This window comes from Blastococcus deserti, from assembly GCF_042682525.1.
GTDB lineage: Bacteria > Actinomycetota > Actinomycetes > Mycobacteriales > Geodermatophilaceae > Blastococcus_B > Blastococcus_B deserti.
The window spans coordinates 146,791-164,626 of record NZ_JBHUHP010000014.1; the positions used below are offsets into that span (position 1 = coordinate 146,791).

At 72.0% G+C, this 17,836-nt stretch carries 15 protein-coding genes; 13 read left to right on the forward strand and 2 right to left on the reverse strand.

What is annotated here, in order from left to right; all coding sequences use genetic code 11:
- Window positions 1–72: 72 nt before the first annotated feature.
- The 4 genes from ACFSHS_RS14445 (at window position 73) to ACFSHS_RS14460 (ending at window position 4,571) form a co-directional block, all read left to right on the forward strand.
- Window positions 73–1,014, forward strand: coding sequence for an NAD-dependent epimerase/dehydratase family protein (locus ACFSHS_RS14445; protein ID WP_376877324.1), 942 nt, complete (start codon window positions 73–75; stop codon window positions 1,012–1,014).
- Window positions 1,011–2,273 (forward strand): nucleotide sugar dehydrogenase, encoded by a 1,263-nt coding sequence (locus ACFSHS_RS14450; protein ID WP_376877327.1) that lies wholly within the window; start codon window positions 1,011–1,013, stop codon window positions 2,271–2,273. Before ACFSHS_RS14445 ends, ACFSHS_RS14450 begins: the two co-directional genes overlap by 4 nt.
- Window positions 2,274–2,278: 5 nt before the next feature.
- Window positions 2,279–3,427, forward strand: coding sequence for an acyltransferase family protein (locus tag ACFSHS_RS14455; protein WP_376877330.1), 1,149 nt, complete (start codon window positions 2,279–2,281; stop codon window positions 3,425–3,427).
- A gap of 61 nt (window positions 3,428–3,488) precedes the next feature.
- A complete protein-coding gene (locus ACFSHS_RS14460) occupies window positions 3,489–4,571 on the forward strand; it encodes an LCP family protein (RefSeq protein WP_376877333.1) in 1,083 nt (360 codons plus the stop codon).
- Here the strand turns inward: ACFSHS_RS14460 and ACFSHS_RS14465 are convergent.
- Both ACFSHS_RS14465 and ACFSHS_RS14470 read right to left on the reverse strand, forming a co-directional pair.
- Entirely contained in the window at window positions 4,568–5,581 is a 1,014-nt protein-coding gene (locus ACFSHS_RS14465; protein WP_376877336.1) for an arsenate reductase/protein-tyrosine-phosphatase family protein, read from the reverse strand. The two genes, ACFSHS_RS14460 and ACFSHS_RS14465, sit on opposite strands and share 4 nt — an antisense overlap.
- 422 nt (window positions 5,582–6,003) lie before the next feature.
- Window positions 6,004–7,929, reverse strand: a complete 1,926-nt coding sequence (locus ACFSHS_RS14470) for a putative bifunctional diguanylate cyclase/phosphodiesterase (RefSeq protein WP_376877339.1) — start codon at window positions 7,927–7,929, stop codon at window positions 6,004–6,006.
- A gap of 995 nt (window positions 7,930–8,924) precedes the next feature.
- Here ACFSHS_RS14470 and ACFSHS_RS14475 point away from each other — a divergent pair.
- The 9 genes from ACFSHS_RS14475 (at window position 8,925) to ACFSHS_RS14510 (ending at window position 17,814) form a co-directional block, all read left to right on the forward strand.
- Entirely contained in the window at window positions 8,925–9,650 is a 726-nt protein-coding gene (locus ACFSHS_RS14475) for a hypothetical protein (protein WP_376877342.1), read from the forward strand.
- A 77-nt stretch (window positions 9,651–9,727) separates the two neighbouring features.
- Window positions 9,728–9,997, forward strand: coding sequence for a hypothetical protein (locus ACFSHS_RS14480; protein ID WP_376877345.1), 270 nt, complete (start codon window positions 9,728–9,730; stop codon window positions 9,995–9,997).
- A gap of 61 nt (window positions 9,998–10,058) precedes the next feature.
- Window positions 10,059–10,244, forward strand: coding sequence for a hypothetical protein (locus ACFSHS_RS14485; RefSeq protein WP_376877348.1), 186 nt, complete (start codon window positions 10,059–10,061; stop codon window positions 10,242–10,244).
- Between the two features lie 151 nt (window positions 10,245–10,395).
- On the forward strand, window positions 10,396–10,533 hold the full coding sequence (locus ACFSHS_RS14490) for a hypothetical protein (RefSeq protein WP_376877351.1): 138 nt from the start codon (window positions 10,396–10,398) through the stop codon (window positions 10,531–10,533).
- 333 nt (window positions 10,534–10,866) lie between these two features.
- Window positions 10,867–11,427, forward strand: coding sequence for a hypothetical protein (locus tag ACFSHS_RS22580; RefSeq protein ID WP_465252828.1), 561 nt, complete (start codon window positions 10,867–10,869; stop codon window positions 11,425–11,427).
- Window positions 11,428–11,439: 12 nt separating this feature from the next.
- On the forward strand, window positions 11,440–14,160 hold the full coding sequence (fdh, locus tag ACFSHS_RS14495; RefSeq protein WP_465252829.1) for a formate dehydrogenase: 2,721 nt from the start codon (window positions 11,440–11,442) through the stop codon (window positions 14,158–14,160).
- A 106-nt stretch (window positions 14,161–14,266) separates the two neighbouring features.
- The gene (locus ACFSHS_RS14500) at window positions 14,267–15,328 is read left to right on the forward strand and encodes a 4Fe-4S dicluster domain-containing protein (RefSeq protein ID WP_376877354.1); all 1,062 of its coding nucleotides are present in this window, start codon (window positions 14,267–14,269) and stop codon (window positions 15,326–15,328) included.
- Window position 15,329: 1 nt separating this feature from the next.
- Entirely contained in the window at window positions 15,330–16,367 is a 1,038-nt protein-coding gene (nrfD, locus tag ACFSHS_RS14505; RefSeq protein WP_376877357.1) for an NrfD/PsrC family molybdoenzyme membrane anchor subunit, read from the forward strand.
- Between the two features lie 334 nt (window positions 16,368–16,701).
- Window positions 16,702–17,814, forward strand: a complete 1,113-nt coding sequence (locus tag ACFSHS_RS14510; protein ID WP_376877465.1) for a glycosyltransferase family 4 protein — start codon at window positions 16,702–16,704, stop codon at window positions 17,812–17,814.
- The last annotated feature ends 22 nt before the right edge of the window (window positions 17,815–17,836 follow it).

The window sequence follows — 17,836 nt, forward strand, 5'->3', positions numbered from 1 at the left end:
GAGGAACGAGACTGCGGCATACAGTCGCGGTCAGTTTCAGGCTGTGCTCCGGCAGCCGGTGAGGGGGGTCACATGACGCGCTTGCTGATCACGGGTGGCGCGGGCTTCATCGGCTCCAACCTGGCGGCGGCCGCGGTCGCCGGCGACGGGGTGCAGTCGGTGCGCGTCCTGGACGACTTCTCGACCGGCTCCCGCCGCAACCTGCAGGGCCTGGACGTCGAGGTCGTGAAGGGATCCCTGCTCGAGCCCGACACCCTGGACCGCGCGCTGCGCGACGTCGACGCGGTCGTGCACCTGGGGGCGATCCCCAGCGTGCCCCGCTCGATCGCCGATCCGGTGGCCTCGCACGCGGCGAACGCGACCGGCACGCTCATGCTGCTCGAGGGCTGCCGGGTGAACGGGGTGTCCTACGTGGTCGCCGCCTCGTCGAGTTCGGTCTACGGCGCCAACCCGGCCCTGCCCAAGCACGAGCGCGAGTGGGTGCGCCCCTTGAGCCCGTACGCGGTGAGCAAGCTGGCGACCGAGCAGTACCTCCTGGCCTACCAGTCCTCCTTCGGCCTGGACACGCTGCCCTTCCGGTTCTTCAACGTGTACGGGCCGGGCCAGGCAGCGGGTCACGCCTACGCGGCCGTCATCCCCGCCTTCGTCGACGCGGTGCTCTCCGGCCGGCCGCTCACGGTCAACGGCACGGGCGAGCAGTCCCGCGACTTCACCTACGTCGGCACCGTCTGCGACATCCTGCTGGACGCCGTGGCTCGCCGGGTCGTCTCCCCGGAGCCGGTCAACCTGGCGTTCGGGTGCCGGACGACCCTGCTCGAGCTGATCGGCGAGATCCAGCAGGTCACCGGCCGCCCGGCCGTGGTGACCCACGGCCCACCACGGGCCGGCGACGTGCCGCACTCGCAGGCCGACAACACCGCGCTGCGCACCCTCTTCCCCGACGTCGTGCCGACCGACCTGTCGGTGGGCCTCGAGCGGACCGTCTCCTGGTTCCGCACGGGGATGCCGCGATGAGCACCGTCGCCGTCGTCGGCCTGGGGTACGTGGGCCTGCCGCTCGTCGTCGAGATGGTCCGCGTCGGGCACGACGTCCTCGGGCTCGACCGCGACGAGGCCGTGGTGGCCGGGCTGGCCGCCGGCCGGTCGCACGTCGACGACGTAGACGACGCCACGGCCACGGCGATCCTGGAGCGATTCACCCCCACCACCGACGCCGACTGCATCCGGCGCGCCGACGTGGTCGTGGTCTGCGTGCCGACCCCGCTGTCGGGGGACGGCGCGCCCGACCTCGGCGCGGTGGCCGCCGTCGGCGGTCTGCTGGCCGACCGGCTGCGGCCCGGCACGCTCGTCGTCCTCGAGTCGACCACCTACCCCGGGACGACGGAGGAGTTCTTCCAGCCGCTCCTCGAGGGCGGCGGGCTGAAGGTCGGGTCCGACCTCAACCTGGCGTTCTCGCCCGAGCGCGTCGACCCCGGCAACGCGCGCTTCGGCATCCGGAACACGCCGAAGGTCGTCGGTGGGGTGACCGCCGAGTGCACGCGGCGGGCGGTGGAGTTCTACGGCGGGTTCATCGACACCGTCGTGCCGGCCAAGGGGACGCGCGAGGCCGAGATGGCCAAGCTGCTGGAGAACACCTATCGGCACATCAACATCGCGCTGGTGAACGAGATGGCCCGGTTCTCGCACGAGCTCGGCATCGACCTGTGGAACGTCATCGAGTGCGCCGGCACCAAGCCGTTCGGTTTCCAGGCCTTCTACCCGGGCCCCGGCGTCGGCGGCCACTGCATCCCGATCGATCCCAACTACCTGTCGCACACCGTCCAGGCGCGCCTGCGGTACCCGTTCCGGTTCGTCGAGCTGGCGCAGGAGATCAACGCCAGCATGCCCGGTTACGTGGCGCGGCGGATCCAGGACCGGCTCAACGACGAAGGCAAGGCCGTCCGCGGGTCGACCGTGCTTCTGCTCGGCGTCACCTACAAGGCCGACATCGCCGACGAGCGCGAGTCCCCGGCGGTGCCGGTGGCCGCGAAGCTGCTGGCCATGGGTGCCGACGTCCGCTTCCACGATCCGCACGTCAGCGACTGGAACGCGGCCGCGCACGGCGAGCCGGCCCGGGTCATCAAGGCCGAGCCCGATCTCCTGGAGGCGGCGCAGGCCGCGGACGCCGTCGTCCTCCTGCAGGCGCACGGCGAGTACCTCGACGGCGTGCTTGACGGCATCCCGGTCTTCGACACCCGCGGCGTGCTCACCGGCGGCGCGGTCGAGCGACTCTGATGGCCGTGGGTGCGGCGCCGGCCGCCCCCGCCCACGTGGACGCGACTCCGCGCTCCAGCGGGCACGTCCCCGCCCTCGACGGACTCCGCGGGGTCGCCGTCCTCCTGGTCATCGGCATGCACATCGGGCTGGCCGCGCTGCCGGGCGGTCAGGTCGGGGTGCTGCTGTTCTTCTCGCTCTCGGGCTTCCTGATCACCCTGCTGCTCCTCCAGGACGTCGGCACCGGCGCGCAGGGGACGCTGCGGCGCTTCTACGCCCGCCGGGCGCTGCGCCTGCTACCCGCCTGGGCCGCCATGGTCGCCGCGTGCGCGGGTCTGGCGCTGATCTGGCCGACCATGGAGCGCGCCCCGGAGACCCTCCAGGGCCTGCCCATGGTGCTGGTGCAGGCGGGCAACTGGGTCCGCGCCTTCCAGGGCAGCGGATCACTGGGCATGCTCGACCACACCTGGTCGCTGGCGGTCGAGGAGCAGTTCTACCTGGTGTGGCCGGTCGTGCTGCTGCTCGTCCTGCGCCTCACCGGGCGGCTGTGGCCGGTCGCGGCCGTGGCCGTCGCCGGCTGCTGCGCGGCCATGGTCGCCCGGCTGTCCGTCGACGGCGTGGACGAGGAGGCGCTCAGCCGTGTGTACAACGGGACGGACACGCAGGCCGACCACCTGCTGCTCGGGTGCGCCCTGGCCGTGGTCGTCACGGCCGCCGGGCATCGGGGAAGCCTCCCGGTGCTGCGCGCGGCGCTGACCCGGCTGGCGTTGCCGGCCGCGCTCTTCCTCGCGGCGATCGTGGTCACCCTGCCGTTCGAGGACGCCGAACCGGCCTACCGGCTGGCCCTGGCCGGTATCGCCGTCGCCTCGGCCGTCCTGGTCGGGGCGGCGTACCTCTCCGACGGGGGCCGGGTCGCGCCACTGCTCGGCGCGCCGTGGCTGCGGTGGACCGGGGCGCGCTCGTACGGGCTCTACCTCTGGCACTACCCGGTCATCCTCCTGGTCTCCGCGACCGGCCTGGTGCCCTACACGCGGCCCAAGCAGGTTCTCGAGGTCGCGCTGTCCTTCACCGTGGCTGCCCTCTCGTACCGGTGGATCGAGCAGCCCTTTCTCCGCCGCCGCGAGCGCTTCCGGGCCGCCACCCGGGCTGCCCGCGAGCCGGTCGGGGTCGGGTAGCCCGCGCCGTCCCCAGGCATCGCACCGTCGTCGTCGTGGCAGAGCACAGAGTGGAGAAACCGTGTCCGGATACGGGCAGCAGCAGGTCGGTGGTCGCCGTCGTACCGATGCAGGGGACCACGCCGGCGCGCGTCCGGCCCCGCGGCGACGGCGGCTGCACCGGGCTCTGATCGGGCTGGGCCTGACCCTGGCCGTCCTCGTACCCCTCGGGCTGGCCGCCGGGTGGTACCTGACCGACCGCTACGCGGGCAACCTCGAGCGGGTCAGCGCCTTCGAGGGACTGGACGAGTCCCGCCGCCCGCCTGCGCCCCCTCCTGCCCCGGCTGGGAAGGCACCGCTGACCATGCTGGTGGTCGGCTCCGACACCCGCGCCGACGTGCCGGACGGGGCGCTGCCGGACGGTCGGTCCGACGTGATGATGCTGGTGCGCGTCACCGGAGACCGCAGCAACGCGCAGGTCGTCAGCCTGCCCCGGGATTCCTGGGTGTCGATCCCGGGCGTCGGTCCGGCCAAGCTGAACGCCGCGTACGCCCATGGCGGGCCCAGCCTGCTGATCGACACCGTCGAGACGCTGACCGGCGCCCGCATCGACCACTACGCGGCGATCGACTTCGCCGGCTTCGTGCAGATGACCGACGCGCTCGGCGGCGTCGACGTCGCGGTGGCCGAGACGACCACGAGCGGCCCCTACACGTACAGCGCCGGCCCGAACCACCTCGACGGGCAGCAGGCGCTGCAGTACGTGCGGCAGCGGCACGGCCTGCCTGGCGGCGACTTCGACCGCGTCAAGCGCCAGCAGCAGTACCTGCGGTCCGTGTTCACGGCGCTGTCGCAGCAGGCCGTCCTGAGCGACATGGGCGCGCTCGACGGCTTCCTCATGGCGCTGACGGACGCCATGACCGTGGACGAGACCCTGACTTCCCCGGCGCTGCTGGGCCTGGCCTACGACTTGCGGGGACTGCGGCCCGACGCGCTCACCTTCCTTACCGCGCCGGTGGCGGGCACGGGGACCGAGGGAGCGCAGAGCGTCGTGTACTTGGACCCGGCTCGCGCCGAGCTGCTCTGGAGCTACCTCCGCAGCGATTCGCTGCAGGCCCACGCCGCGGAGTTCGGCCTGGACACGCTGCCCGCCGTCCCGAACTAGGCCTGCGCGGACCGGCGCGGACGAACGTCCACGGCCGGGGGCCAGGAGGGGTGCGGCACCGGTGGCAGGCGCGGCATCCGGACGGTGGGTTCGCCGTGGTCCGCGCCCTCCAGCAGGGGGAGGAGGGCTGCCAGCGCCCCGGCGATCTGGTCGACCACCCGGCCGTGCAGCTCGTCGGGCCCGTCGATGGGGTCGACCACGTCGAACTCGGACCCCTTCGCCCGGGCGAACTGCATGCGGGTGTCCCGCAGGGCCGCGGCGACCGCTGCCCCGCGCCGCCCGGCGGGCAGCTGCGCCCGCTGCTGGGTCAGGGCACTCGCCAGCGCAGCGGCCTCCAGCAGGGTGAAGCACTTGTGCAGGGCGCGCGGGCTGACGGCCACGGCGTCGTCCCGGTGCTCGGCGGTCATCGTGAGCACCAGATCGGCCCAGTGGATGTACTCCTCGGACAGCCGGCTGGACTCGAAGCCGGCGCCCGAGACGCCGTGGGCGCGCAGCGCCCGCGCGGTGCTCGGGTGGATGGCCCGCCCCGGCCGGGCCAGCGTTCCGGCACTGCGGACGGCGACGGAGCGGCCGGGGGCGGCTCTGGCCCAGTCGGTGAGCAGCCGGTCGGCGGCGGCGGAGCGGCACAGGTTGCCGGTGCAGACGAACAGCAACCGCACGGCGGCGTTCCGGTCGTCCGATGTCATCGCCACGACACTACCGCCGGGTGGCTGAGCCGGAGCGCCGTCGAGGAGGCGGGGGCGGTCGTGTTCCGCCGCCCGTCGGGGCCGAGGGAGGACGGCGAGCAGCTCGGCGATCTCGTCCAGGCCGAGTCCGTCGGGGTGCGTGCGCTCGTGCACCAGCTGCGCGCCGGCATCGAGAACGGCCGTGCGCTGCGCCGGGGTGGCGATCCCGCCGGCGATGACGGTGAGGCCGAAGCCGGCCGCGGTCCGCACGATGGAGGCCAACACCTGCAGGGCGATGTCGGCGTCGTCGGGCGCGGTCAGGGTGCCGAGGTCGACCCGCACCATGTCAGCTGGATACGGCGAGCGGGGCGTAGAGGCTGGGGCCCATCCCGAAGTTGTTCAGGCAGAGGCGCACGCCGGTGCGCCGGGCGGCTTCGAGCTCGGCCACCAGGCCGGTCGAGGCGGTCAGCAGGGTCTCCTCGGTGTCAGCTGGGTCGCCTCGGTGAACGACAGCGTCAACCAGGCGGGGGCCAGGGCGGACCCGGCCAGCGGCGGCGACCTGGCCGGCCAGCCCCTCTGAGGCGAGGTAGCCGCGGGAGAGGCGACCACGGCACCCACCCGGTCGTCGCCCAGCGCGGCGACCGTGGACGAGCTGGTCCCACTGCATGCCGGTGCCGTCGGGAGCCCTGAACGGAACGGTCAGCGCCAGGCCGACCAGCCCGAGCGGGACGCTCAGTGGACACTGCGCGGGATGCTGCGCAGCGCGGTCATGGCCGGGACGCCGGGGGCGCGGCCGGGACCGGGAGCGCCTCCGACCGCTCGGTCCGCACGTCCCAGGCGCCGGCGGCCAGCTGTGCGGCCTCGAGCGGGCGGGCGAAGACGTACCCCTGCAGGTAGCGGTGCCCCATGTCGCGGAGCAGGGTGAGGACGGCCTCGTTGGTGACGCCCTCGACGATGACGGGCAGGCCGAGGCTGGAGCCCAGCTGCAGCACCGCCCGGCACATGGCGCGGCGGGCCGGGTCGTGCTCGACGTTGGCCAGGAAGTACTGGTCCATCTTCAGCACGTCCACGGGCATGCCGACGAGGTAGGCCAGCGAGGACCAGCCGGTGCCGAAGTCGTCGACCGCCACACGGACGCCGAGCTGCCGCAACACCGTGAGGTCCTCGATGACGTGCGAGTCGTCGAGCAGCACCGACTCGGTGATCTCGACGATGAGCCGCGACGAGGGCAGGCCAGTGGTCTCCAGGGCGCTGATGACGTCGGGCACGAGCTCGCCGCTGCGCACCTGGCGGGCCGAGACGTTGACCGCCACGCCGAGGTCGGTGTCCCGGAGCGCGGCGATCGTGGCGCAGGCCTCGTGCATGACCCAGCGACCGACCTCGGTGATGAGCGGGGACTCCTCCGCAAGCGGCACGAACTCGCTGGGCGAGACGTCGCCGAACAGCGGGTGCCGCCAGCGCAGCAGCGCCTCGACCGAGACCGTGCGGTGCATGACGACGTCGACGACCGGCTGGAAGACCAGCCGCAGCTCGCCGCGGGCGAGCGCCCCGTCGAGGTCCGCGCGCAGCGTCGTGCGGCGGTCCTGCTCGATGCGCAGGGCGTCGTCGTACCGGTGCACGGCGCCGGGGCCGGCGGCGGCCGCACTGCGGAGAGCGAGCTCCCCCCGGCGCAGCGCCTCGCCGGTGTCGACGTCGGCGGGGACCGCGGTCACCCCCGAGACGGCGGACAGGCGCAGGGAGCCGCCCGGGACGGGCACCGGGCCGACGGCCTCGACCAGGCGGGCGGCGACGGTCTCGGCCTCGGCGATGCTGCCGTCGACGAGCACGACGAAGTCGCCGTCCTTGCCGCGGGCCAGCCAGTCCTCGCCGCGCAGGGCACGCGTGAGGCGGGTGGTCAGCGCTCGCAGGACGGCGATGGCGGTGTCGGGGGCGAGGACCTCGGAGGACAGTCCGCTGATCCGCACGAGGGCGAGGGAGAACGGCCGGGTCCGGGCCTCGCGCTGGACGGCGCCCAGGCGGCGGACGAGGGCGCCGCGGTTGGGCAGCCCGGTGACCGGGTCGGTGAGGGACAGCTCCTGCAGCTCGAGGTCGATGCCCGCCGCCGGCACGCGGGAGGTGACGTCACGGCAGTACAGGACGAGCGCGCCGACGTCGGGGTCGGCGCGCAGGTCGCGGATCGTGGCCTGGACGAGCCGCCAGTGGCCGTCGGCGTGCCGGACCCGCGCGGTGCGGACGGTGGCGTCGGTCCCGCCTGCGTCCAGGGCGGCGAACAAGGTGTCGCGGTCGGCGGGATGGACGGGCCGGCCGGCCGGCTGCCCGAGCATGCAGGCGGGGTCGACGCCCAGCAGCTCCGCGAGCGACTCCGAGGCGAAGGTGACCCGGAGCTGGTCGTCGAGGATGACCACCGGGTCGACGCTGCTCTTCACCAGCGTGCGGAACGAGGACTGGCTGCGCTGCAGGTCGCCGGTGAGGCGGCGCTGCCGGCGCCACAGCGTGGCCTGGAACGACACGAGGACGACGAGCCCGGCACCGGCGAGGACCAGGCCCAGGACGGTGGTCACCGACAGGAGGCCACCCACGACGAGGGCGACGGCGACCACCACAGCTGGCACGGCGAGGAGCCCGGTGCGCCCGTCGCGGGGCGCGACCGGGAACGCAGCCGCTGGCTGGCCCTGCACGGGGGCGGTCGTCACACGGTCGTGATCGGGACGGCGTGGCCGCTGCTGCACTGCTGATCCCGAGGCGTCACCCGGAGGGGGTGGCTCCTCTCGGGCTGCGTCGGCCCGCATACGGGGTGTGCGCGGTGACCGCTGGGGGTACCGGGTGGTTCCGTTCCGCGGCGCCCCCGGCAGAGCTCCTGGTCGTGGGACAACCGGTGCATGCCGGGCGGGCACGCATCGGCATCGGGTGGGGGAGAGCAGGCATGGGCCGGCACCAGGCACGGCAGGACCCGAACCATGCGGGACCGCACGCGGGCCGGCACCGGGCTCCGCACGAAGGGGAGCACCGGGCTCAGGAGGAGGAGCCCCGGCACGAGGAAGCGTCGTGGGCGGCGCCGGTGCGGCGAACGGCGACTCCGGCGCTGTGGGGCGCGACCGGGACGCTGACCGCCGCGGCTCTCGCGGCCATCGTGCTGGCGGGACAGTCGCCGATGGACTGGTCGCGACCGCCGCAGGCGTACGGACCCTCGGACCCGTGGCCGGGGAACGGGGGCGGGGAAACACCCGGAGGGCCCGACATCAGCCAGGTGGGCAGGCAGTTCACCCCGGACGCCGGCGGGATGGGCCGGAGCTGGGGAGGAAGTGGCTGGGACACGCTCCTGCGGCGGGCCGCCGCTGACGCGCTGGGCGCCTCGGCGGCGCGGTGCGACGGGGGAACGGCTCCATCGGCGCGGGCGGCGGCCGGGGGGACGACGGTCGCCGGTCCCTCGCGTGGCACGGTCGCCGGCGCGTCCGGCGACACGGTGGCGGCACCCGTCGTCGCCCAGCCTGGCCCGCCGTCGCCGGCCGGCTCTCCGGGCGCCGCTCCGGGAGCGCACGAGCCGACGTCACCGGCGGCCGGACCGGTCGCCCCGCCGCCGGACGGGGGTCCCGGCCCCGCCGAGGGAAGCGCGCCGGTAGGACCGGTCGGGACCGTGCTGGAACCGGTGGCGGGGCCGGGTCGACCGGTCGGTCCGGTGGTGGGGCCGGTGGTCGAGCCCGGAACGCGGGTCGTGGAGCCGGTGGTCGAGCCGGTGACGAAGCCCGTGGAGCGGGTAGCGGAGCCCGTGGACCGCGTGGTCGAGCCGGTCGAGCGTGTGGCAGGGCCGGTGTCCCGGGTCGTGGAACCGGTGGCCGGGTCCGGGCGATCGGTGGTCGAGGCAGCTCCCGCTCTCGTGCAGGAGGCTGCCGCGCCCGCGATCCAGACGCTGGCTCCGGCGGTGGAACCCGTGTACGAGCCCGTGGAGCCGGTCGCGCGGGTCGCGGAGCCCGTCGTCGAACCGGTGCAGTCGGCGGCGGAGGGTGCGTCGACTCCCGTGCAGGAGGCCGCAGCCCCCGTGCAGGAATCCGCAGCCCCCGGGACGGAGGCCGTCGCTCCGGTCGCGGAGCCGGTCACGAAGGCGGCGGAACCGGTGAAGGAGCCGGCCCAGCCGGTGACCGAGCCGGTGACGCAGGCAGCCGAGCCGGTACAGCCCGCCGCCCGGGCCGTGGAACCCACCGCGGAGCCGATTGACGAGAAGCCCATTGACGAGAAGCCGGCACCGGCCCCGGCGAAGACGGCGCCTGTCTCCGACCCCGTCACCTCCACGGCCGAGCCCCAGCCGGAGGCCGCTGCCGAGGAGCTGCCGGGTCCGGCGGACATCCCGCCGGCCGAAGGCGACGAGACGCTGCCGATCGGCCGGCTGGACGAATCCGCACCGGGAGTGCCGCACTGATGGCAGCAGTCGCGGCTCCCCGCACCCGATCCCGTCGCCACCGCGACGCTGCGTCTGCCCCGTGCACGCCGCGCGCGATGAGCGTTCCGCGGGTGCTTCGTCGGCTGTACGCCTCGGTGATCGGCGCGGTGCTCACGGGCTTCGCGTTCTTGTTGGTCACCGGGCAGTACATCGAGGACGGCCCCGTCCTGTTCCAGCTCTCCCCGAGCCACGGAATCCACCGGGGCGACCTCTTCGTCATCACCGGATGGATGGTGTCGACGGTGGCCCTCGTCGCGCTGACCCTGGCGCCCGGTCGATCCCGGAGCCGCCCCGGGCCGCGGGCCGAGCGGCTATCGGCAGACTGACTTCCTGCGGGCGCCTCGCGCAGGGCTGACGACCGGTTCCAGCTCTGCCAGGCTGCGCCACGTGGCAAGGCTGCTGGTCGTCGTCCTGGTCGCCGTCGTCGTCGTGGAACTGATCGCCGTCATCGCCGTCGCTGCAGCGCTGTTCTGGATCGGTGCCCCCGGAACGATCGCCGTCGGCGCCGGAATGCTGGTGGTGACAGCGGCCGCCGCCCTCCTGACCCTGCGGGCCATCCGCCCCCGGGCCTGACCGGCGGGTCTCGGCACAAGATCGCGCCGCATGACCCTTGGGACATAACGGATGGCCGACGACAGGGATCATGCGTCCCGCCCGTCACATCCGTCGTCGGCCGGGCGTCGCCTGCCCCTAGGTTTCGATGCCTACGAGGAGAGGGGCAGCGATGCGGAGCACCGAGCGGCGCGGGGAACATCCGCACGTGGACGTCGTCCGCAAGTGCTTCAGCTTCGGGTTCTGGTTGCTGGCGGCCGGCGCGGCCGCGACGCTCGGCCTCGACCTGGAGGCCGACGTCCTGCCCTGAGGTGCGAAAGCCCTCGTCAGCGCGACGAAGCCAATTGCCGAAGCAATCCGTCCGGAGCACCCTGACCGCCAGGGGGTGCGCGATGTCCTGGTGGGCATGGGTTCTCGTCGCGTGGGTGGTCCTCGCTGTGTCGGCCGCGTTGTTCCTCGGCGCCGCCGTGCCCGTCATCCGCCGCCGTGAGCGCGACCGCCGCGCCGACGGGCCATACCGGCCGTCCGGTGAGGATCCGCACGGGCCCGGTGCAGCGACCCAGGGTCTGCTCTTCGAGGCCCAACCGGACACGCGCGGAGCTCCGACGAGACGCACGAGGTTCCGGGTGGCAGAGTTCCAGGAGTGAAGACCTGGCTCGATGCCTGGCCGGTGTACCGGCAGCTGACCGGCTCCGATCCCTTGGGCCGCGGCAAGGCCGCGCGCAGCAAGGCCACGGAGTCCGTCGTGGCGCGCACCGCCACCGCCGACCGCGTCGTGCGGAGCGTGTGCCCCTACTGCGCCGTGGGCTGCGGCCAGAAGGTGTACGTCAAGGACGAGAAGGTCGTGCAGATCGAGGGCGACCCCGACTCCCCGATCAGCCGCGGGCGCCTCTGCCCGAAGGGCAGCGCGAGCAAGCAGCTGGTCACGAGCAACACCCGGGTCACCACGGTCAAGTACCGCCGTCCGTTCGGGACGGAGTGGGAGGACCTCGACCTCGACACGGCGATGGAGATGATTGCCGACCGCGTCCTCGAGGCCCGCCGCAAGGGCTGGCAGGAGACGGACGGCGGCAAGCGGGTCAACCGCACCATGGGGATAGCGAGCCTCGGAGGGGCAACCCTCGACAACGAGGAGAACTACCTCATGAAGAAGCTCTACAGCGCCCTGGGAGCGATCCAGATCGAGAACCAGGCCCGCATATAGCACTCCGCCACGGTGCCCGGTCTGGGTGCCTCGTTCGGACGTGGCGGTGCCACGAACACGCAGCAGGACCTCGCGAACTCCGACTGCATCGTCATCGAGGGTTCGAACATGGCCGAGTGCCACCCGGTGGGCTTCCAGTGGGTGGTCGAGGCCAAGGCGCGCGGCGCGAAGGTGATCCACATCGACCCGCGGTTCACGCGAACCAGCGCGATCGCCGACCTGCACGTGCCGCTGCGTGTGGGCACCGACATCGCGTTCCTCGGCGGGCTGATCAACTACGTGCTCCAGAACGAGCTGTACTTCAAGGAGTACGTGGCCGCCTACACGAACGCGGCCGCGCTCGTCAGCGAGGACTTCGTCGACGCCGAGGACCTCGGCGGCGTCTTCTCCGGCTTCGACCCGGAGAGCCGCACCTACGACGAGTCCAGCTGGCAGTACGAGCCGGAGGAGGCGCCGCACTCCGGCTCCGAACAGCCGGCCGAGGCCGGGCAGCAGGAGCGCTCGGATCAGCACCCCGACGTGAAGAAGTCCGACCGCGCCCAGGCGGCCGGCAGCGGCGGGCCGCCGATCGCCAGCAAGCCCAAGCGCGACGAGACGCTGCAGCACCCGCGCTCCGTGTTCCAGATCCTCAAGCGGCACTACGCCCGCTACACGCCGGAGATGGTCGCCGAGGTCTGCGGCATCGAACCGGCGGTGTTCGAGCAGGTCGCCAAGTGGGTGACCGAGAACAGCAAGCGCGACCGGACGACGGCGTGGGTCTACTCGGTGGGCTGGACGCAGCACAGCGTCGGCGCGCAGTACATCCGCACCTGCTCGATCCTGCAGACGCTGCTGGGCAACATCGGCCGTCCCGGCGGCGGGATCCTCGCGCTGCGTGGGCACGCCAGCATCCAGGGCTCGACCGACGTCCCGACGCTGTTCAACCTGCTGCCCGGCTACCTGCCGATGCCGCACGCGCTGCAGCACGGGAACCTCGACGAGTACGTGGCCGACGCCGCCGGCAAGGCGGGCTTCTGGGGCAACAAGCGGGCCTACATGGTGAGCCTGCTCAAGAGCTGGTGGGGCGACGCCGCGCAGCCGGAGAACGACTTCTGCTTCGACTACCTGCCGAAGATCAACGGCGACCACAGCTCCTACCGGACGATCGCCGACATGATCGAGGGCAAGGTCTCCGGCTACTTCCTGGTCGGCGAGAACCCGACGGTCGGGCACCCGAACGGCCGGATGAACCGGTTCGGCTTGGCCAACCTCGACTGGCTCGTCGTCCGTGACCTGCAGATGATCGAGTCGGCGACCTTCTGGAAGGAGTCGCCGGAGATCGAGACGGGCGAGCTGGCCCCCGGGACGATCGCCACCGAGGTCTTCTTCATGCCCGCCGCCACGCACGTGGAGAAGGAGGGCACCTTCACCCAGACCCAGCGGGTGCTGCAGTGGCGGCACAAGGCGGTCGAGCCGCCGGGCGACGCCAGGAGCGACCTGTGGTTCTACTTCCACCTCGGCCGCATCCTGCGCGAGCGGCTGAAGGACTCCACCGACCCGCGCGACCGTCCGCTGCTCGACCTCACCTGGGACTACCCGACGCACGGGCACGACGACGAGCCCAGCGCCGAGGCCGTGCTCCGCGAGATCAACGGGGTCGGTCCCGACGGGCGGGCGCTGTCGTCCTACATGCAGATGAAGGACGACGGCTCGACCACCGGCGGCTGCTGGATCTACTGCGGCGTCTACGCCGACGAGGTGAACCAGGCCGCCCGGCGCAAGCCCGGCCGCGAACAGGGGCCGGCGGCTCTCGAGTGGGGCTGGGCCTGGCCGCTGAACCGCCGCATCCTCTACAACCGCGCGTCGGCCGACCCGGACGGCAAGCCGTGGAGCGAGCGCAAGAAGTACGTGTACTGGGACGAGGCGGCCGGCGAGTGGACCGGCCTCGACGTGCCCGACTTCGAGAAGAACAAGCGGCCCGACTACGTGCCGCCCGACGGGGCGAAGGCCCAGGACGCGCTCGCCGGCAACGATCCGTTCGTCATGCAGGGCGACGGCAAGGCCTGGCTGTACTCGCCGGCCGGCCTGGTCGACGGGCCGCTGCCGACGCACTACGAGCCGGCCGAGTCGGTGGTCGAGAACGCGCTGTACAAGCAGCAGGCCAACCCGACCCTCGAGCGGATCCCCGGGCCGTGGAACCGGGAGAACCCCTCGCGCAGCGAGGTCTTCCCCTTCCAGGTGACCACCTACCGGCTCACCGAGCACCACACCGCCGGTGGGATGAGCCGCTTCCTCCCCTACCTGTCGGAGCTGCAGCCGGAGTTCTTCGTCGAGGTGAGCCCGGAGCTGGCCGAGCTGCGCGGGCTGACGCACGGCGACTACGCCACGCTGGTCAGCTCCCGCACGGCGATCGAGGCGAAGGTGCTGGTGACCGAGCGGGTGCGCCCGATCCGGCTGCGCGACGGCCAGGTGGTGCACCAGATCGGCATGCCCTACCACTGGTCGTACAGCGGCATCTCCACCGGTGACGCCGCCAACGACCTGCTGGGCATCGTCCTCGACCCGAACACGCACATCCAGGAGGACAAGGTCAGCACGGCCGACATCCGGCCGGGACGCCGGCCGCGGGGACCAGAGCTCATCGAGTTCGTCGAGTCCTACCGCCGGCGGGCCGGGGTGCCGTCGGGTCGCGTGGGCCTCAACGGGCGCGACCCGGTCGAGGCCTCGGCCGGCGAGGGGTCGACGCAGTCGTGACCGCAGCAGAGAGGGGCGCCGGTGTGAGGACGACGGGTGAGCGAGCATCGCAGGGAGCGCCAGCGACCGAGGAGCGGAACGAGCCCGGAGTCGAACGGGGAGCGCTGTGACGATCAGCTCGGCCAGCCCGGCCTTCACCGGCCGCGATCCCCAGAACCGGCTGTACGGGCCGCTGCCCGACGTCCAGGGTGAGGCGGGCTACGAGCCCGAGCACCCGAAGCGGGTCGGCTTCTTCACCGACACCTCGGTGTGCATCGGCTGCAAGGCCTGCGAGGTGGCGTGCAAGGAGTGGAACTTCCTGCCGATGGACGACTCCCACGGCAAGCGGGACGTCATCGGGCTGTCGGGGATGTCGTACGACAACACCGGGCAGCTGGGCGCCAACTCGTGGCGGCACGTGGCGTTCATCGAGCAGACCCGCACCGTCGACCTGCCGATGCCGACGTTCGGCCGGCCCGGCGACGACCGTCAGGACAGCGGACCGTCCCCGGCCGAGGCGGGGGAGGACGTCAGCCTGGCCGACGCGCAGCAGAGCGTGCTCAACGCCGAGGCGCTGTCCGAGTACGACCCGCAGACCGGGCAGAGCGGCACCGACAAGCAGATCCGCTGGCTGATGAGCTCCGACGTGTGCAAGCACTGCACGCACGCGGGGTGCCTCGACGTCTGCCCGACGGGCGCGCTGTTCCGCACCGAGTACGGCACGGTCGTCGTCCAGGGCGACATCTGCAACGGCTGCGGCTACTGCGTGCCGTCCTGCCCGTACGGGGTCATCGACCAGCGCAAGGACGACGGCCGGGTCTTCAAGTGCACGATGTGCTACGACCGGCTGACCGACGGCAAGGAGCCGGCCTGCGCGACGGCCTGCCCCACGCAGTCGATCCAGTTCGGCGACCTCGACGAGCTGCAGGCCCGCGCGGACGCGCGGCTGGCGACGCTGAAGTCGCAGGGCGTGGAGACGGCGCGGCTGTACGGGCGCGACGAGAACGACGGCGTCGGGGGAGCCGGTGCCTTCTTCCTCCTGCTCGACGAGCCCGAGGTCTACGGCCTGCCGCCGGACCCGGTCGTGACCACGCGGGACCTGCCCGCGATGTGGAAATCGGCGGGAGCGGCCGCGGTGATGATGGTCGGCGTGGCCCTGTCGGCCATCCTCGGCTCGCGGAGGCGCTGAGATGACCGGTGGGATCACCAGTCCGGGCGCCGGGTGGCGCCAGGCCGACCGCGGACCTGCGGTGCAGCGTTCCGGCAAGCAACGCCGTCGCGGCGGCGGGGGCCGCGGCGAGGTCGCGATGGTGGACGACGTCGAGTTCACCTCCTACTACGGGCGTCCGATCATCAAGCCGCCGGTGTGGAAGACGCCGGACGTGCCGCTGTACCTGTTCCTCGGCGGGGCGGCGGGCTCCTCGTCCATCCTGGCCGCGCTGGCCGACGTGACCGGTCGCCCGACGCTCACCCGGGTCGCCCGGACCACCGCCGGCGCCGGCTCGCTGGCCTCGGTGGTCTTCCTGATCCACGACCTGGGTCGGCCCGAGCGGTTCCTGCACATGCTGCGGGTGCTCAAGCCGACGTCGCCGCTGTCGGTGGGCTCGTACATCCTGGCTCCCTTCAGTGCCGCGGCGAGCGCGACGGCGGCGGTGGAGCTGCTGGGCTGGTTCCCGCGGCTCAAGCGGTTCGGCGGGGCGGTGGCGGCGCTGTTCGGTGGGCCGCTGGCCACCTACACCGGGGTGCTGCTGGCCAACACCGCCGTGCCGTCGTGGCACCACTTCCACAAGCAGCTGCCGTTCGTGTTCGCCGGCTCCGCGATGGCCGCCGGCGGCGGTCTCTGCATGGTGTTCACGCCGGTCGACGAGGCCGGTCCTGCTCGCAAGATGGCGGTGACCGGGGCGGCGATCGAGCTGGCGGTGGTGCACCAGGTGGAGGGTGACGAGAGCGTCGTCTCCGAGCCGTACCACGAGGGGCGGGCCGGGAAGCTGATGCGCGCGGCTCGCACCTGCACCGCGGCGGGCGCCAGTCTGACGGTGCTGGCCGGGCGCACGCGGCTGGGGGCTATTGCGTCAGGAACGCTGTTGGCGGCCGGGTCGCTGCTGACGAGGTTCGGCGTCTTCGACGCCGGCATGGCCAGCGCCCGGGATCCGAAGTACACCGTCGTCCCGCAGCGGCAACGGATGGCCGCCCGGAAGAACGAGCACTCGTCGACCATAAGCCGCTGACAACGTCCACGCGCAGGTCCCAGGGGAGCAACTTCAGCCCGCGCGGTACTCGAAGCCGGGGACGCCACCGTGGGCGGGCCGTCCATCACGCCGTGCTTCTTGACCAGAAATCACCGGTACTGCCGAATCCCGCCTGGGCGGACCGGCTCGGGATCCCGATGAGCCGCGTCCAGGAGGTTTCGCATGACTGGCGTCGGAGAGGCAGAGTGGGAGGCTTGAGGTCAGTTGAGGGAATCGAGTAGCCAGTGACATCGATGAGAGCCGGGTAGGGCAGACTCCTCGCATGCGATGGCTCGCGGTACACCCCAGTGCCGATATGTACGGCAGTGATCGGATGTTCCTGGAGACTGTCCAGGAGCTTCCTGGCACAGTAGTGGCTGTCCTTCCGAGCGAGGGTCCCCTTGCCGCCCGCCTGCGAGCACGCAATATCCGCTATAATGTGCGAAATTACCCAGTCCTGCGTCGCATAGAACTGCGCGGACTGCGCAATTCGGTACGGTTCCTCTTTCGGTTCATTAGTTCGCTTCGGTCCCTGGCCAGAGTGATCCGCCGCGACGCCGATGCCGTGTACGTCAGTACCGTGACCGCGCCGGTGTGGGTGCTGGCCGCCCGACTGGCGGGCGTGCCGGTCGTCTGCCATGTGCATGAGAGTGAGCCAGGGATGTCGAAAGCTCGTAGTCTGATTCTGCTATGGCCGCTTCGTCTGGCGCGTCTGATCATAGCGAACAGTGAGAGCACGCGAGCGTGGATAGCGGCGGGTACCAATGCACGAACCGCGTCGAGGATACGTGTGGTCCACAATGGAATTCCCGTTCTGGCCGGAAGACTACAAGAGGACGCTGGCTCGCGTGAATCGAGTCGCCTGATCGTCGTCGGTAGGCTTTCGCGAGGCAAGGGGCAGGACGTTGCAATCCGCGCCGTGGCTCTGCTGCGTAAGCAGGGATACGACGTTTCCCTCTCTCTAGTAGGGCAGTGCTTCCCCGGCTATGAGTCCGTGGTCGAGGATCTGCACCGCCTTGCTCGTCAGCTTGATCTCAGCACGCATGTCAGCTTCGATGGCTTTCAAGATCCTCGTCCATACTACGAGTCGTGCGACGTTGTGCTCGTGCCTTCCCGTGTTGAGTCGTTCGGGCTCGTTGCCGTGGAGGCGCTCTTCCATCGCCGCCCAGTCGTGGCGACTCGCGTCGGTGGCCTCAGCGAGATAATTCGAGACGGCGAGACAGGGCTCCTCGTTGAGCCGGAGGCGGTAGCGGGCTTGGCCAAGGCGATCGCAACGTTGCTGGACGATCCCGTCTACGCTCAGCGACTCGCGCGTCAGGGCTGGGCGGAGGCGGTGGACCGATTCTCGAGCCATAGTTTTGCGAGACGACTACGGTCGGCATTGAGCTCACTCGGCTCATTGCCGGATCAGAGCCCCGGGCTTGCCGCCTCGGACGGTCATCACTGAATGGTGTCACCTTGAAAATCGC

Excerpts from the sequence above, each read along its gene's own strand:
- ACFSHS_RS14510 (WP_376877465.1), top strand. The coding sequence starts at position 16,702 with ATGTTCCTGGAGACTGTCCAGGAGCTTCCTGGCACAGTAGTGGCTGTC.
- ACFSHS_RS14480 (WP_376877345.1), top strand. The coding sequence starts at position 9,728 with ATGAGCGTTCCGCGGGTGCTTCGTCGGCTGTACGCCTCGGTGATCGGC.
- ACFSHS_RS14450 (WP_376877327.1), top strand. The coding sequence starts at position 1,011 with ATGAGCACCGTCGCCGTCGTCGGCCTGGGGTACGTGGGCCTGCCGCTC.
- nrfD (WP_376877357.1), top strand. The coding sequence starts at position 15,330 with ATGACCGGTGGGATCACCAGTCCGGGCGCCGGGTGGCGCCAGGCCGAC.
- ACFSHS_RS14465 (WP_376877336.1), bottom strand. The coding sequence starts at position 5,581 with ATGGTGCGGGTCGACCTCGGCACCCTGACCGCGCCCGACGACGCCGAC.
- ACFSHS_RS14445 (WP_376877324.1), top strand. The coding sequence starts at position 73 with ATGACGCGCTTGCTGATCACGGGTGGCGCGGGCTTCATCGGCTCCAAC.
- ACFSHS_RS14490 (WP_376877351.1), top strand. The coding sequence starts at position 10,396 with ATGCGGAGCACCGAGCGGCGCGGGGAACATCCGCACGTGGACGTCGTC.